Annotated in this window: 14 protein-coding genes; 7 read left to right on the forward strand and 7 right to left on the reverse strand. The window is 54.8% G+C overall.

Translation table 11 applies throughout. The annotated features are described in order from the left end of the window. Position 1 precedes the first annotated feature (1 nt). Together QEZ52_RS20930 and QEZ52_RS20935 are read left to right on the forward strand one after the other, a co-directional pair. Entirely contained in the window at positions 2-916 is a 915-nt protein-coding gene (locus tag QEZ52_RS20930; protein ID WP_343211954.1) for a LysR family transcriptional regulator, read from the forward strand. Between the two features lie 213 nt (positions 917-1,129). Next, a complete protein-coding gene (locus QEZ52_RS20935; protein WP_343211955.1) occupies positions 1,130-1,402 on the forward strand; it encodes a hypothetical protein in 273 nt (90 codons plus the stop codon). A 56-nt stretch (positions 1,403-1,458) separates the two neighbouring features. Here the strand turns inward: QEZ52_RS20935 and QEZ52_RS20940 are convergent, their stop codons facing one another. Continuing rightward, the gene (locus QEZ52_RS20940; protein ID WP_343211956.1) at positions 1,459-2,121 is read right to left on the reverse strand and encodes a L,D-transpeptidase; all 663 of its coding nucleotides are present in this window, start codon (positions 2,119-2,121) and stop codon (positions 1,459-1,461) included. A gap of 503 nt (positions 2,122-2,624) precedes the next feature. Here QEZ52_RS20940 and QEZ52_RS20945 point away from each other — a divergent pair. The 4 genes from QEZ52_RS20945 to QEZ52_RS20960 all read left to right on the forward strand — a co-directional run bounded on the left by QEZ52_RS20945 (position 2,625) and on the right by QEZ52_RS20960 (position 10,636). Continuing rightward, the gene (locus QEZ52_RS20945; RefSeq protein ID WP_343211957.1) at positions 2,625-4,118 is read left to right on the forward strand and encodes a BCCT family transporter; all 1,494 of its coding nucleotides are present in this window, start codon (positions 2,625-2,627) and stop codon (positions 4,116-4,118) included. Between the two features lie 858 nt (positions 4,119-4,976). Continuing rightward, positions 4,977-5,897: an NAD(+) synthase gene (gene nadE / locus QEZ52_RS20950; protein ID WP_406651270.1), complete on the forward strand. Its 921-nt coding sequence runs from the start codon at positions 4,977-4,979 to the stop codon at positions 5,895-5,897. A 464-nt stretch (positions 5,898-6,361) separates the two neighbouring features. After that, positions 6,362-7,816, forward strand: a complete 1,455-nt coding sequence (locus QEZ52_RS20955; protein ID WP_406651272.1) for a 4Fe-4S cluster-binding domain-containing protein — start codon at positions 6,362-6,364, stop codon at positions 7,814-7,816. Between the two features lie 105 nt (positions 7,817-7,921). After that, positions 7,922-10,636, forward strand: a complete 2,715-nt coding sequence (locus tag QEZ52_RS20960; RefSeq protein ID WP_343211960.1) for a calcium-binding protein — start codon at positions 7,922-7,924, stop codon at positions 10,634-10,636. A gap of 32 nt (positions 10,637-10,668) precedes the next feature. Here the strand turns inward: QEZ52_RS20960 and QEZ52_RS20965 are convergent, their stop codons facing one another. Beyond that, on the reverse strand, positions 10,669-11,532 hold the full coding sequence (locus QEZ52_RS20965) for a LysR family transcriptional regulator (protein WP_343211961.1): 864 nt from the start codon (positions 11,530-11,532) through the stop codon (positions 10,669-10,671). 140 nt (positions 11,533-11,672) lie between these two features. On the opposite strand from QEZ52_RS20965, the gene QEZ52_RS20970 reads away from it, so the two are divergent. After that, positions 11,673-12,092: a cupin domain-containing protein gene (locus QEZ52_RS20970; protein WP_343211962.1), complete on the forward strand. Its 420-nt coding sequence runs from the start codon at positions 11,673-11,675 to the stop codon at positions 12,090-12,092. Positions 12,093-12,159: 67 nt separating this feature from the next. Here the strand turns inward: QEZ52_RS20970 and QEZ52_RS20975 are convergent, their stop codons facing one another. From QEZ52_RS20975 to QEZ52_RS20995, 5 genes are all read right to left on the reverse strand, one after another. Then, the gene (locus QEZ52_RS20975) at positions 12,160-12,555 is read right to left on the reverse strand and encodes a hypothetical protein (RefSeq protein ID WP_343211963.1); all 396 of its coding nucleotides are present in this window, start codon (positions 12,553-12,555) and stop codon (positions 12,160-12,162) included. 47 nt (positions 12,556-12,602) lie between these two features. Then, positions 12,603-13,277 carry a GDSL-type esterase/lipase family protein gene (locus tag QEZ52_RS20980; protein ID WP_343211964.1) on the reverse strand — a complete coding sequence of 225 codons (675 nt, stop codon included), beginning with the start codon at positions 13,275-13,277 and terminating at the stop codon, positions 12,603-12,605. Between the two features lie 125 nt (positions 13,278-13,402). Continuing rightward, positions 13,403-14,299, reverse strand: a complete 897-nt coding sequence (locus QEZ52_RS20985) for a LysR substrate-binding domain-containing protein (RefSeq protein WP_343211965.1) — start codon at positions 14,297-14,299, stop codon at positions 13,403-13,405. Between the two features lie 118 nt (positions 14,300-14,417). Beyond that, a complete protein-coding gene (locus QEZ52_RS20990; RefSeq protein WP_343211966.1) occupies positions 14,418-14,810 on the reverse strand; it encodes a hypothetical protein in 393 nt (130 codons plus the stop codon). A gap of 52 nt (positions 14,811-14,862) precedes the next feature. Continuing rightward, positions 14,863-15,534 (reverse strand): GDSL-type esterase/lipase family protein, encoded by a 672-nt coding sequence (locus QEZ52_RS20995; protein WP_343211967.1) that lies wholly within the window; start codon positions 15,532-15,534, stop codon positions 14,863-14,865. Between the last annotated feature and the right edge of the window lie 2 nt (positions 15,535-15,536).

The raw sequence follows: 15,536 nt of genomic DNA on the forward strand, positions 1-15,536 counted from the left end.
AATGGACGTTCGGTGGCTTGAGGATTTTCTGGCTCTTGTGGAACTCAGAAATTTCACCCGGGCCGCCGAATTCCGGCACGTGTCTCAGGCAGCTTTTTCGCGCCGAATCCAATCGTTGGAACAATGGTTGGGGACGCCTCTGGTCGTCAAAGGTGCGGTTCCGGTGCGCCTGACCGATGCGGGCGAACAATTTGTCGACAGTGCCCGCATTGCGGTTGATAGATTGTTCGAAGCGCGGGCGTCGATCCGAACCAGCCAGTTCGAAGTCATGTCCCAAGTGCGTATCGCGATGCCCAACGTCCTTGCGCGATCTGAATTCAAGGCACTGCTCAATGTGATCGAACGCAAGCACAACAGTTCGTTTTCGGTAATCGTCGGCACCACATTGGATGTGGTTGCGCGCTATCTGGCAGGGGATGCGGATATCCTGTTCGCGCACGATTGCCCTGCCATTCCGATGCACGACACGTTGGATCAACACGAACGTCTCGTTCTGCGCAAGGACCGGTTCCAACCCTATGCGACCGTTGATCCGGTCAAGCGTAACAAGCTGGACTTTCCCGGCACACCCCGAAACCCATTTCCAATGATTTCTTATTCACACAGGGCCTATTTCGCCCGGTTGTTCGAACATGTCGTTGCGCGCAACAAGACCCCGCTTCCGCACAAGGTCGTCGTGCAATGCGAAATGTCAGATGTTCTGAAGGAAGTGATTTCGGCCGGATACGGAATTGGGTGGCTTCCCCAGAGCGCAGTGGGGGATGCTGATCCACATTTGATGTCGCCGATCGGCCCCCCTGAATGGGGGTTGGATCTGGACATTTGTGCATTTCGACCACCTCGCCCTTTGGGAACGAGCATCGAAGGCATCTGGCGGGCGTTGGAGGCCGGCGAGGAAAAACAGGCATCCCTTTGATCCAGCCTGCGACCCATCACGCAGTTTCTCACGGGCGGTTCTGGCTCATGTTGGCACACAGCTCAAAGCTCTAATTAGTGTGGTCGCCTGACCAGCCATCGGACGGACCGGCGACTGACTTTGTCGTAGCGCGCTGACATTGCGTCTTGCGGGCAACCCACGCTGATGCAACCTTTGATACATCGAATCAAAGTATAAGTCGGAATAGGCCAGATGCAGAAAAAACTTGTGACCCTTGTCGCGGCCCTGTCACTCATGGCCGGATGTTCCGAGCAATTGTCGGGCACAGGCGGCGCAGCACCCAAAACCGGAAACCTTCCGGATTCCGTTGTGGAATTGGCTGCGCCGGGACAGGATCTGGCAACCGCACATCTTTTGCCACAAGATAACTGTTATTGGTATGAACACAGCGGACCGGTCGAGGTAACCTTGCTACCGTTGCGGGCGACGAATGGCGGGCCAATCTGTCTCGCCGCCCAATCCTGATTGCGACCCTGACTTTGGCAGGGCTGAAGACAGGCTGTGCAGAAGCGAGTTTTCCGTCATGTACGCGCTGTAACGCTGTCCGCCGCTGAATACAGATGCGCCGTAGCACCAATTTTGATGTTCGGATAAAGATCATTGATGTGCGCCATGATCATCCGGACGCAGCCGGAACTGGCCCGACCACCAATGCTTTGCGGGTGAGGCGTGCCGTGGATCCTCAGATATGTATCCCGATTACCTTCGAAGAGATAGAGCGCCCGTGATCCAAGCGCATTGTTGGGTCCCGGTGCCATGCCGTCCTTGTATTTTGCATATTCCGGGTTGCGTTCGATCATCGATGCAGTCGGTGTCCACGTCGGCCATTCAACCTTGCGCCGGATGACATAAGTTCCCGGCTCGTACAGGTTTCCCCGTGCAATGGCGACGCCATAGCGCATCGCGGTTCCACCTTCTTCGATGTGATACAGATACCGTGCGACTGCATCCACGTGAATGTCACCTGGCACCAAACCGTTTTTGGCAGTCACCCGTTGAGGCAGAAACCGGGTGTGCACGCCCCACGGGTTCGACGTTGCCGCGTCATAACCAGTGGGCGTGATTTGAGCGTCCCAAGCGGCTTTTTGTGAACCGGTGGGTGATGTCCTGGCCAAAACAGGACTGGCAACAGTTGCTGCAAACAAAGCAGCGCTGGACTGGATGAAATGGCGTCTTGTCAGCATAGTCCGGATCCCGATTTGCACTCATGAATGACTGGCGTCACGATTCTCTACCAAAGTCAAATCTTAAAGCCTCTGGCAACCGGTGCTTCAAGGGGTTTCAGGTAACAATTGGTTCATCTGAGCAGCCGCGAGGTTACCAGCCTCCAAAATACGCCAATCCCTCTGTCCGAGCCCCGGCTGCGGTCCTTTGACGGGAAACAAGATTTTGTTGAAGTGAACAGCGCCGATATTTCAGTGGGTCGAATTGTGACGGGTCGCATGGATCCGTCGCAAACGTTTGCGGTCACGCAGCTACCATAGGGTAACATTCTGCCCCTGTGGATTTACCTGCCGTTTTCTGGACCCGGCCAATGTCATTTGCAAAAGCCCCTTAAACACAACGCAGTTTTTGGCTACCAATACCGGATAGAGTTTACTGATCTGCTGAACACACGAATTGATGACCGACTGTTCCGAGACCGCAAGGATTTTGCGCGCGAAACCGTTTCCGGAGATATGCAAATATGAATGACCAATCCCCAAGCCCATTGTTGATCGTGGCATTGTCCGTCAGCGCCGCCATTGCCGTTTGGGGAATTCTGGATCCGATTGGCATGGGCGAATTGGCTGCATCCGCTGTCGCCAAGCAATTCGATAGCCGCGGCTGGTTCATCATGCTGGAAACCAGCGGTTTGCTTGTCCTGGCCTTGTTTCTCGCCCTCTCGCGGTTTGGTCAAATCCGCCTCGGTCCCGACGACGCACGGCCCGAGTTCTCAACCCCGGCGTGGATCGCAATGCTTTTTGCCGCTGGAATGGGCGTTGGCCTGCTGTTTTACGGGGCCGCGGAACCGCTCACCCATTTTGAACAAATACGACAGGGGTTTCGAGATCCCCAAGCAGCCGGTTATGCGTTGTTTGTTACCTATTTGAACTGGGGTTTTCACGCGTGGGCCATCTATGGGATGGTCGGGTTGATTGTTGCCTATTTTGCCTTCCGCCGGGGCCGTACACTTTTGTTGAGCGCGCCATTGATGGAGTCCTTTGGCGAAACGCGCTGGAGCTTGGTTGTGGCCTGGGTATTTGATCTGTTTTCGATCATAGCCATTGCCGTCGGGCTCGCCGGCTCGCTGGCGATGGGGGTGTTTCAGATTCAGACCGGTCTGGCAGGCCTTGTCGGCATCGAAGACAGCAGTCGCCTCACGATCCCGGTGTTCATCGCCATGTGCGTCGCCTTTGTCATTCCCTTGCGTCGGGATTTGGGGGACGGCATGGCCAGATTGTCAAATGCGGCGATGCTGATTGCGATTGGGTTGATGGGCTATCTTCTCATCCTTGGACCCACTTCTTTTCTGATGAACGGTATAGTGGCCGGGTTTGGGCGATACATATTTGGTGCCTTGCCCGCCGGATTTTCGACAGCCGCGTTTTTTGACGGATCTGTTGTCGACTGGTTTCACGGATGGACGCTGAACTATATGATCTGGTGGTTGGCCTGGTCCCCATTTGTCGGCATTTTCATCGCCCGGATTTCCAAGGGACGAACGATCCGCGAATTCCTGCTGGGGGTCATTGTTGCTCCAACCTTGTTCTCAATTCTGTGGTTTGGCGTATTTGGCGGTTTGGGGTTTTTTGATGCGCTACAGCAGGACGCGGCGCTGTCGACGGTGAACAGCGAAAATCTCGATGCGACGACCTTTGCTCTGTTGGAGCGCTTTCCTCTGGATGGGCTGACCCGGACAGCAACAGTGATTGCAGCCTTCTTGTTTGTCGTGACCAGCGTCGTCAGCGCAGGCTTCACGCTGGCCATGATCGGTACGGGCGGGAACGAAAACCCCTCGCCCAGAATTCGAACCATATGGGGCGGTATCCTTGGTGCTCTCGGCTTTGCCATGGTTCTTGTCGGGGACATGTCGTTGGTGCGCTCAATCATTGCCCTGTCCGCAATTGCATTCGTGTTCATCGTTCCCATTCTGGTGCTGTGTTTGCTGAGATCCCTACAAAAGGAGCCGCGAACATGAGTGGCACGTTGATCGACACCCTGCTGAACCTCGTGGTGTTTGCCTATATCGGCCTTCTTATCTGGCTAGCCAGTCGACCGAATACTTAGGTTCGGGTTTTTGGCCCTGGTTCACGTCCAGGTATTGGCGGTAATCATTTTGCGAAGACCGGGATAATTCGCACCTGAAGCTGGGCCAAAGTACGTGCCTTGGTGATCATAAAGTCACCAGTGACCTGGTTCGGGCGCTCAATTTTTGGCCAAAACCATCTAAGTCAGAAAAAATGCTGCAATTGCATTGCTGCACTGCGGCATGAGGGCTAGATCTATTGGTGACCTGGAACAATAGCGTTCCACCGGTCAACACAGAGTACTGCCGCCCATCCTGCCCCTTCCTCCTCCCGCGGGTGAGATGGGCGGCTTTTTTCAGCCCGGACCACGGGGCAGGAAACAGGACAACATGTGGGTCCCCCACGCGTCAGTACTGCTCCTGAGTTTTGGACGTGGCGGGGACTTGTCCCACTCAAAAATCCGCGTTTTCCAAATTCGTATCCCGTGGAATTGTCAGGTTCCTGATGCTCTCCTCTTCCCGCCTCGCCTGTTCTGGGGGGCCAGATCCGAATGAAGAAATCACGCCTGGCACCACTCGAAACTTTGACAGGCTGCCGGTATCAAGCAAAAACATCCCCGACCGGCCTTTGTCACATTTCAAGACCAGCCGCGAACAGGCTATAGAAGACCCAAGCACCAGAACACGCCGAGACGCGATGATCGTCCGCTATCAAACAGGATAACGCCTTTGACATACGCACCGCCCCTTCAAAATTCTGCTCTTGAAGCCGAAATCCTCATGCTGTCCCGACAGGAACAAACCGGACCCTTGTCTGACTGGTTCGCCCAGACATTCCAGAGTCAGATCGAAAGCGGCGTTTTTGCCCAACCTTTGGTTCTCCGGCAGGATCTGAATGTGTTGATCGACAAGGTCCGCGACTATGGCAAGGCGAGCGGGCTGTCGACGGTGATCATCGGCATGTCCGGCGGGGTCGACAGTGCGCTGACTGCGGCTCTGTTTCGCGAGGCAGGGTGGCGTGTGGTCGGCTATACAATGCCAATTCTGCAGAACCCGGCCGAAACCGAACGTGGCGTCGAAGCCTGTCGCAGTCTGGGTATCGAGCACGCCCAAATTGATCTGACTGACCAATACCGATCAATGGTTCAGGCGTTGCAGCCGGTGGATCAGTCCCTGTCCAATGCAGAGTCACGCGCGGCTCGCATTCGTCATGGCAACATTCGCGCCCGACTTCGGATGATCACACTGTACAATCAGGCACACAGCTTGAGAGGGCTGGTTGCCAGCACGGACAACTTCTCTGAACTGTCCGCTGGTTTCTGGACGATCAATGGTGACGTGGGTGATCTCGCGCCCGTGCAATCCCTGATGAAATCCTGGGAAGTGCCGTGGATGGCACGCGAGATCGGCGTACCGGAAACGATCTGGCGCGCCAAGCCGACAGATGGCTTGGGTATCGACGATGGTGACGAGGCACAGATTGGAGCCACCTATCTGCAATGGGATATTGCCGTGCGCGCGTTGATGAAGCTGTTTGCTGACACTGTTGCACCCGGCACTGACAAATGGTCCGAAGCCCTGGACGCGACACATGATCATGCAGCCTGTCGTATTCTTGAAACGGTCGAAACCCGTCTAAGGGCAACACGCTTCAAACGTGCGGGGTCGCAGATGTTGGCCCACCCACGCGAACCCCGGTTCGAATGGCTGACGCGGGTTGATGCAGCTTAGGGGCTGGAGTGACCAATCATTTACCAACAGGAGAGTGGGCCCGCCTTGACGGATCAAAGCGGGCCAATGGCCGTTCACCGCAAGGCGAAAGACCGGGAGGGAATGCCGAGTTTCGGGGCAAATCCTGATGGTCCGCCTTGAGCTGTGCGACCTCTGCAAGGCATCAAACGACACTGTGGCATTAATTCTCAATGGATTTACCGCTGCCGGCACCGCAGAGATTTGCAAACTACGCAGGTACTCGGCCCGGCCCTTTGGGTGTGTGATCACTTTCTCTGACAAAACTGCTGTGGAATTCTGATCTGCAACGTCACTCTTGGGGCCTTTGGGCTGTACTTCCGGGCGACCTGACCCCATTTACGGTCCTTGGCTAATCGCAAAAATGGCCATAATGTGCAGCATCAGAGACTGAGAGAGGCCTCTCACCCAACGATTTTTTTTCTTATTACAAAAGAGGGTCCATTTTGGATTGTCATTCTAATCACAGTGTTTTTCTGCGCGCGAATGGATCTTTGGCATGTTGGTGTGATGCAGGTAGCAAGCTGACCCTCAAAGCCTATGACCCGACCGTCAATTATTCCAAAGACGTCGTTTTTGGCCCGGTCTTTTCAGGTCTTAGAGGCAAACTCCAAAAGGGAGAGATGCCATTTCCCGACTATTGCCGCGATTGCATGGTGCTGGCCAGCGGGGCGTGTTTTAATCGGCAATGGGAGGAAAAAAAGGAGATTCACATTTTCCAGGTTGAAGCTTCGATCGCTTGCATTTTGGAATGTCCTGGCTGCATGACATTGGCCGCGCGAAAAAAGAACCATGGTCGGCCCTGGCATCTTGAAGTGGAAATCTTTGAAAAATACCTCTCGGACTTCAAGAACGATGGTGTTTCCATACGAACGATCGACTTTCAAGGACATGGAGAGCCGCTCCTGAACCGGAATGTCTGGAAGATGGCTGGGCTTGCCAAATCCTATTTTCCACAGGCCAACATAACCATGTGTACCGTTGCCCATGGAAAATACGACCGTAGTCAAATTCATTCAGGGATAGATGAGGTCATGTTTGCGATTGATGGCATTGATCAGAAGAGTTTTGAAGAAAACCGGATCCGCGGAAACTTTGACAAGGCCTACACCTTCATGAAGTCGTTCTGCCAAGGCGTCATAAACGAAGGCCGCGAGATCAAAACCATTTGGAAATACATCCTCTTTGACTGCAACAACAGCCCGGAACAGTTGATCAGAGCTCAGGAAATGGCTGCCGAGGCGGGGGTCCAGGAGATCCTATTCGTCAATACCCAACTAGGCCCCAAGTCATCCAAGGTTTTTTCTCTCGACGAGATTCCCAAGGTCGACAATGGAGTCAAAGTCAGCATATCGGGTTACCTCAATAATTTTGGCGACACGCTCCATGGAATTGACAAGGCGCGGTTTGCCCTTCTGCAAAACGACCCGGACGCCGCCGGGTCCCACCTTCTTTATGCAGCAAACATGATCCGACGGCGCTTTGAGGGAAGCGAGCAGGGTGACGTCCTGCCCAAAGATTACCAGGCACTGATATACGAGATCCTGAATCTCGGCGAACACGACCTGCTCACGCCAGAGATCCGCTCAAAAATCAGAGCAAACTTTCATCTGATCGCGGGCAAGCTCGATATAGGTGCCCTTTCTGCCAAGGACCTCATCATCCAGTGGAAGTCGGAAGAAATTCTCAGGCTGGTCGGCTTGGTCTATGGGACGGACAAGCGCAGAATTTTCACCATCGTCAGTGAAAAGATGGAATATGGGTTCAACACCTTGGGAAGCAAGCTCGCCCTGCAGACCCTTTTGGCAAAGAACCGTATTATCAAGCGCAAGTCACAGAGAGTTCTCCAGCTCGCTCAGCGGCTTAATCAGCAACCCGGGCCTGGCGTCTCTGTCATATAACGGGCCGTTGTTTGATCACGCATCTTGCACGTTCCGCCGGGTGGGTGCGCTTTCCCGTTTTGACATGTTTAATCGACGTATCAGCAGGTGATTGAGGTGAACAGGATGCCAGCGCATGGCACGGATTTGTTTTCGAACTTTTATATCGAGAAGAACCATTTTTTCGAAGTTGATGTTTTCCCCGACACGACATCGATCTGGGACATTGGTTCAGTTATCCCTGAGAAGAAAATGATTGCTGCGTATCCCGGATTGCCAAATCCAATGAGTTTTGATGCCCCGTTGGCGGGTTGGGCAATGCTTGATCCTTATGGGGTTCGCCTTCCGACCGGCAGTTGGCTTAGGGCAGAAGGTCTCTTCAATTCCGACCCGCAAATGGCCGACACACGGCTGACCACGCAGAATTGGGTCATCAGCGCAGCCAAATTCTCTCTGTTAGGCACCGCCGAAGACGATGTTCTGGATGACACGACTGCCACCACCGGCAGCCATTTAGAAGGGCTGGATGGCGACGATCTCCTAATCGGCAGCACCCATGACGACCGGCTCTCGGGGGATGCAGGGGCCGATACGCTGATCGGTGGGCTGGGTCTGGATACGCTGATCGGCGGCGAAGGGCATGATGTTATCTATGGCAGTTTGTCAGAGGGTTCTTCTGAGACGGATCTGGCTGACCGCATTCTGGCCGGATATGGCGATGATTTTGCTGATGGCGGCTATGGCAATGACCTGTTGCGTGGCGGTGTTGGCAATGACACGCTGCTGGGCGGGTTCGGGTCGGACACGCTGATCGGTGGCGAAGGGCATGATGTGCTGACCGGCTCGGCGCTCAGCGATGTGATCTTTGGCAACTCAGGCGCGGATTTCATCAATGGCGGGTTTGGGCATGATCGGTTGAATGGCGGTTGGGGCGCGGATCGGTTTTTCCATCTGGGAACTGCGGGGCACGGGTCGGACTGGATTCAGGATTATTCAGCCGCCGACCGGGACGTATTACACTTTGGCGGCGCTGCTACCGCAGACCAGTTCCAGCTCCAATTCGTCGAAACACCCGGAGCGGGTAAAGATGGGATTGCCGAAGCTTTTGTGACGTATCGCCCGACGGGTCAAATCCTGTGGGCCTTGGTTGATGGCCAGAGTCAAAAAGCGATCAACCTTTTGCTCAACGGTGAAACAATCACCCTGCCCGCGCCAAACAACGTTATGGTAGGCAGCCCCGGGGTGGATTCATTCATTGGCGGACCCGGCATTGATGTTGTCAATTACCAACAAGAAACGGGGCCGCATGGCGTATCAGTCAACCTGAGCGCTTCTGATAAAGACGTCGATGGAGTTCTGTTTGCCGCCCAAACTGCGACCGATACATACGGCACACAAGGCGAGCATCTCGAAGGCATCGAGACCCTGCATGGAACACACCAGAACGATATCTTGATCGGTTCTGAGACCGACAAGCTGGAAACGTTTTATACCTACGGCGGTGCAAATTATATCGATGCCGGTGATGGTCATAGCCGGATTCATTTGCGCGGCGATCTGGACGGAACCGTTGTTAATGTGGGAACCAGTCACACAAACACCCGCGACGTTCTTGTTTTTGGGTTTGCCAACAACGCCATTGAAACAACAGGTCACATCACGATCACTGGCCAGGGCAGCGCGGGATCTCGATTTCACCACCATCTCGTTTTTGAAGCGTTGCATGACGGAGTGACTGTCAATCTCGGCGGAACCACGGGATCTGATCTGAGTGTCGCCTATGGCGCGACCTGGGCAGGCGGGAGTTTGGATTTTACCAAAAGCCCACATTTCCTCGAAGTGGAGGGCAGCCAGTTTCCAGACGTCATAATCGGTGGAAATCCCAATCACAATTATCTGGAATGGCTTCACGGCAACAAGGGTGCCGACACAATTCATGGCGGAAGCGGTACCGATGACACGGTCGTTTATGAGTACGAAAAAGGAACAAAGGGGGTCTTGGTATATCTTGATGATGGCGGAGCAACATCGGGCCACAGCAAGGCGGCGCTGGAAGACGCCTATGGCTTTGCGGTGACGTCAAACGGCTATGCAACCGACCGATACGGCGATACCGATACACTGGTGAACATTGACGATGTCAGGGCCACATCGAGCGACGATTACCTGGTCGGCAGCGCCGGGGACAATTCATTCTGGGGGTTGGCTGGCGATGATACGATCAACGGCGGTGCGGGAATCGACGCCGTGCATTATCGCGGCGATATCTTTTTCACTGAGGTTGGCGACCCCGCTCTGACAACATCTGGTATCACTGCAAACCTGTTCTTGGGTACCGTCTCCAATGATGGGTACAGCGGTACAGATACGCTGATCAATATTGAAAACCTCTTTGCCACGGACCACGCAGATCGTGTCATCGGCAACAATGCAGACAATCGGTTGCGCGGCTATTCGGGGCACGATCATCTTTCAGGCCTGCGAGGCAATGATACGCTGATTGGCGACGGGGGCAACGACACTCTGGATGGCCTGGAAGGCAATGACGTTCTGATCGGCCTGACCGGAAATGACAGTCTCGCCGGTGGTTCAGGCAGAGATACCTTTGATTTCGACGTCCTGATGGGCGATGACGTGATTGCAGATTTTGAAATAGATCTGGACCGACTGAGGTTCACCACGGCGCTCGCAGGTGATCAATCTGTGAATGACATCGCACAAAATGCAGAACTGACGTCACGAGGTTTGGAAATTACCTTTGACGGGAATGGGAGTCTCCTTCTTGTCGGGCTGACTCTGACCGACCCGTTGGAGTTGGCCGATCGCATATTCTTGTTTTAGATTTGCAAAGCACCGCCAGTCTCTGGCACGGATCAACCATCCAAACAGTGTTTTGCAAACCTGACAAAGGCCTGAACCAATGGGTTCTCTCGGTTTGATGAATGATACAGACACCACAGTTCTGACACCTCGGGAACCTCTACGTCTGACAGGGTAACCAGCCCATCGGTGATACGGGCCAATCCAGGGAGCGCGGCCAGTCCCAAACCCGATTTTGCAGCCTGTACCAAAAGGTTCATGGAGTCGAATTGCGTCACGGTATCTGGGTTGGAAACCTGTTGCGAAAACCATTTGCGCACCGGGTGGTTTGTCAGCGTCCCTCCCGGAAGCAACCAATCTCCACCCTGGATCGCACGGCCCGACAATTTCAGCTTGGGCAGATAATTCGATCCATGGACAAGTTTGTAATCCAACGGGCGTAAAAAGTGGCCAATCAAATCACCTGGCGGGTTGGACGACGGACGCACAGCGACGTCAAACCCTCGTTCCCACATCTTGGCAAACTGATTGGATGTGTTGAATTCGATGTGTGTACCCGGATATTTTGCACGAAACTGGTCAATGTTTGGCAAAATGTAACAGGACAATATCACATCCGTCGTGGTTACTCTCAGCTTCTCAAATCGGGCCAAATCCAACTGAGACGCAATATTGTCCGCATGTCGCAGGGTTTCGCTGATCTCTCGGCCTTTTTCGGCCAGTTCACGGGTCAAACCCAAGGGTTCAAACCCCGATTTGGAGCGCGAAAACAACGGGGTTCCCAACCGGGTTTCAATGCGTTTGATAGCTCGAAACACCGAAGAACTATCCCGCCCCAACCAGGCGGCTGCCCTGTCCAGAGTCTGTTCCCGGCACAGGGCAAGAATAACCAATAAATCTTCGCTGCTCAGGGGCATAGGCGTTCGTGAAACGAGAGGATGCAGCGCTGCATATTTTCCAATTTCTCCCACTGGTTAGGTTTGCTGCCATCACCATCGAAATGGCAGCGGCGCTGATCGTTCGCTTCCTTTCCAACATCTGAAAAGGAATTCAGACTATGACACTCAAGAACCTGTTCGTCGCGGCATCCCTCGTCGTTGTCGGCGCAACGTCCGCATTGGCGGATACCGGTCTGATGACCAAATTCGACGATATCAAATGGGCCCCGATCGAAGGCACCCCGATGGAAGTTTCGATCCTGTGGGGCAGCCGCGATACCGGTCCCTATGCCATGTACCTGAAGATGCCCGGCGGCTTTGAAGTGCCCGAACACGCCCACACTTATGCCTATGAAGGCATCACCATTCAGGGCGAGTGGAAGCACAGCTTTGCCGGGGAATCCAAGGTCCTGCCGGTTGGTTCGCGCGTGGTTCAGCCTGGCAATGCCTTTCACGGAGATGCCTGTGTCAGCACCGAGGACTGTGTACTGTTCATCTATCAGGACGGCAAAGGTGACGCGTTGTTCCACAGCGAATAACACCTTTTCAATGCGTTTTACGAGTTTTGCCGCCCCATGTTATTTGGGGCGGCCTTTTCATGTCCGCTCACTTCTGGCTAAGCGATTGAGCGGCTTTGAGCGCGTCCTGCCAATGGGGCCCATGCACAGACATCACCTGGCCATCACGAGACACAAAGAAAATCGGCGGATAGGTCAGCTCCAGTTGTTGCGCAGCGATCCGCAGGATTGGATCACGTTCACCATAGACACCGACATCGGGAACGTCGCGGGTGCGGGCGATGACGTTGTCTTCGACAGCAAACCCCAACGCCCGCCCCTCAGCCTGCACATCAGCCAGGTGATCGCGCTTGAAAGCCATACAGGGCGGGCAATCCTGTGCCCCATAGAAATGAAATGTGACCGGTGAATTCGCAGCAAAGACCGCAGACGTGTTCATGGTCAACGCGGTCAATGTGATCGCGAGAAAGCTTCGTTTGTTCATGGTTTCTCCAGTTTGTCGGCAAAAGCGGTTGGGGGTTGAGGTTCAGATTATTTCCCTTGGGCCAGCAACGTCTCGACCCGATGAGCGATGGCAACGCCCAGGCGACGGTGGGTTCCTGCGGTCAGGTGCACACCGTCCCGCCCATCCGCCACCGACACCTGCCCGGCGTCAAAAACCGACAGGTTCGCCCGTTGGGCAGCCGCCCTGTAGGCCGGTGCCAATTGTCGGGACAGAACCGCCGAGCGTGTATTGAACAAATGACCCAGCGCCCCGTCTTCTGGGTGGTGCAGGGGAGGCGGGACCACCAACAGAACATTGATTTGCGCTGTCTGGATCAGTTGACCCAGAGATACAGCAGAAGCCGCCACCTGTTGAGGTGTCCGGTTCAGCCCCGATTGCAGATCATTGGTCCCCAACATGACCACCACCAGATCCAATGGTAGATGTCGGCGAACCAACTCCGGAAGCGGGTCGGTTTTGGGGTTCACAGGGTATTCGAAATTCAGATCGCTCCGGCGACCGATGCGGCCCTCCTCGATCACCACCACAGTGGGGAGAGCCGCATCCACCACCCTGCCCCATCGCACGACGTCGCCGTGTCGGGGTCCGGATGCATTTGATCCCCAGGTATTGCTATCACCCAGCACCAATACGCGCTGATCTGCCCATCCGATTACAGGCTGGAAAAGGATCGTCAGAATCAGAAACAGGCGTCGTACCATAAGGGAAATCCCCCGCAACATATCGCGTCCTAGATTAACCGAGCCCGCTGAACCTTCGAATAAGGCACCTTTTGGTAACCATGCCCGTGCTGATCAAATTCGAGTGAGCTCAAGAGGCACCGATCCTAGTCGGTCACAGTTTCCACCAACCAATCGACAAACTGGCGCACCGCACGCTTGCGCATAGCCGCAGGCGACCGGATGACGCGATAGAAATACCCAGGCAGCTGCGGCCCTTCGAGCTGGACCAGATCCGCGTCAAATTCGGATGATTTGACAATCGTCCGGCTCAACAACGCTGCCCCGTGGCCACGTTTCAAGGCATCAAACGCCAGATTGTAAGCGTCAAAACTCATCCGGCGGAAACTGTCGAAATTGGTCTGCCCTGCTTCACCAAACCAGATCTTCCAGGATGGCGCAATCAGGGCCGAGTTCTCCCATCGGACATCAATCAGCCGTTTGGCAGTTAACGCCTCGATCCGGGGGGCACGATCAGGAGGCAACAGGCTGCGGCACACAGCCGCCACATAATATTCCTGATACAGCCCCAGTTCATCGGATCCATCCGGCGGTTTCAATCCATATCTTACGGCCACGTCGATTTCGCTGCCGGACATGTCTGCCACCGTTTCGGATGCATAGATGTTCAATGTCAGCGCAGGAAAAGCTTCATAAAATGCCCCCAGCCGCGGTTGCAGCCAATAGCGCGCGAATTCCCGGGTGGTCGAGATATTCACCGTGTTGGTGTCGATATTGCCATAGGTTTCCTCGAACGCTGCAGCAAGACTGTCCATCCCTCGGGTGATGTCGGGCAACATGCGCCCACCTTGATCGGTCAGCACGATATTGCGCCCCGATCTTTCGAACAGCTTGATGTCCAGCAGGTTTTCCAGATGACGGATCTGATGGCTGATGGCAGTGGGTGTCACCGACAACTCTTCGGCCGCCTCGGAAATGCTTTCCAATCGGGCAGCGGCTTCAAAGGCGCGGATCGCATTCAGAGGTGGCAAGCGTCGTTTCATCTTGTCCTTTCATGACACGAACATTCGGGTCCAACAAAGTTGAAATATATACATGAAAGAGATGGATACGTCGAAAACCGCCGGGCCGTCCTGTGAACGGACGGCCCGGACTGTCAGATCAATGGATATCGGAATAGGCAATGGTGACGGAGTCGACATTCACCAGATTCAGGAAATCCTTGTTCACCGGGTCAGCGACGAACTTGTCCAACGCCGCGCGGCCTGCCTCTTCGCTTTCCCAATATACAACCTCAATCCAGACGCCATCGGCCTGCAGAGCCACATGACGGTCTACAAATCCATCGTAATTGGCGCGCAGGTTGGCATTCACGGTGCCCCCAGCGGCCGCTTCGGACATCGCATCGACCGATACACCGTCCTTGGCCTTGAAGGTCACATATTCGATGGATCCGGCTTTGCTCAGATCTGCGGCAATTGCAGCGTTCATAGTTCCAATGGCCAGAGCAGTCGCAAGGGCTGCAGACTTCAGGCCGGTTACAAGTTTCATCATGAGGTTCTCCTCCGTTTACATGATGGATGGGTTAAGTGGTGGTGAATTCGGTTCACAGATCGCGCACGATCCGGGCAATCGCCCGGCCAAGATCTGCGTGTTGGGTCTTGCTCAGGTGCAACCCGTCGATTCCGCGCACGTTGCCGACAACGGCACCTGCATCGAAACTTGCAATTCCGGCCTTGTCCGCAGCCGATTTCAGCGCCGCGCCCACGGCCTCGGATTTGACTTTTCCGCCTTCGAACATGGCTGCGAAATCAGGGTGTGGCATGTCATTGAGCGGCGCTGGAGAAACGACAAGCACCTTGGGCGCGTCATAGGTATACGCAACCCCACCCGCACATCCCTGCGCGACCTTCGCCACATCAATGATGGCGTCGGCGACCTCTGCCGCTGACCGGTTGGTGTCAGCCTTGAGATCATTGGTGCCCAACGCAATGATTACCAGGTCAACAGGCATTTCCCGGGCAATCGCGGCAGGCAGCATTTTGGCACCGTTGAACATGTCCGCCGTGATGGCATTCCAATCCATCGCATCGTCCAGATTGGTGGCGCGCACAGTTAGCCCATCCACAGCGACGTCATATTCATCGCCCAATTCGGTGGCCATAATGCCCGCCCAGCGTTCATCGTCGCCATAACGCGACGAAGGGAATGCCTCCTGCACCCCGATCCATCCCCAGGTGTTGCTGTCTCCGTAAACAAGGATCTTTTTCTGTGCCATGA

It is taken from the genome of Aliisedimentitalea scapharcae (assembly GCF_045277565.1).
GTDB classification, from domain to species: Bacteria; Pseudomonadota; Alphaproteobacteria; order Rhodobacterales; family Rhodobacteraceae; genus Aliisedimentitalea; species Aliisedimentitalea scapharcae.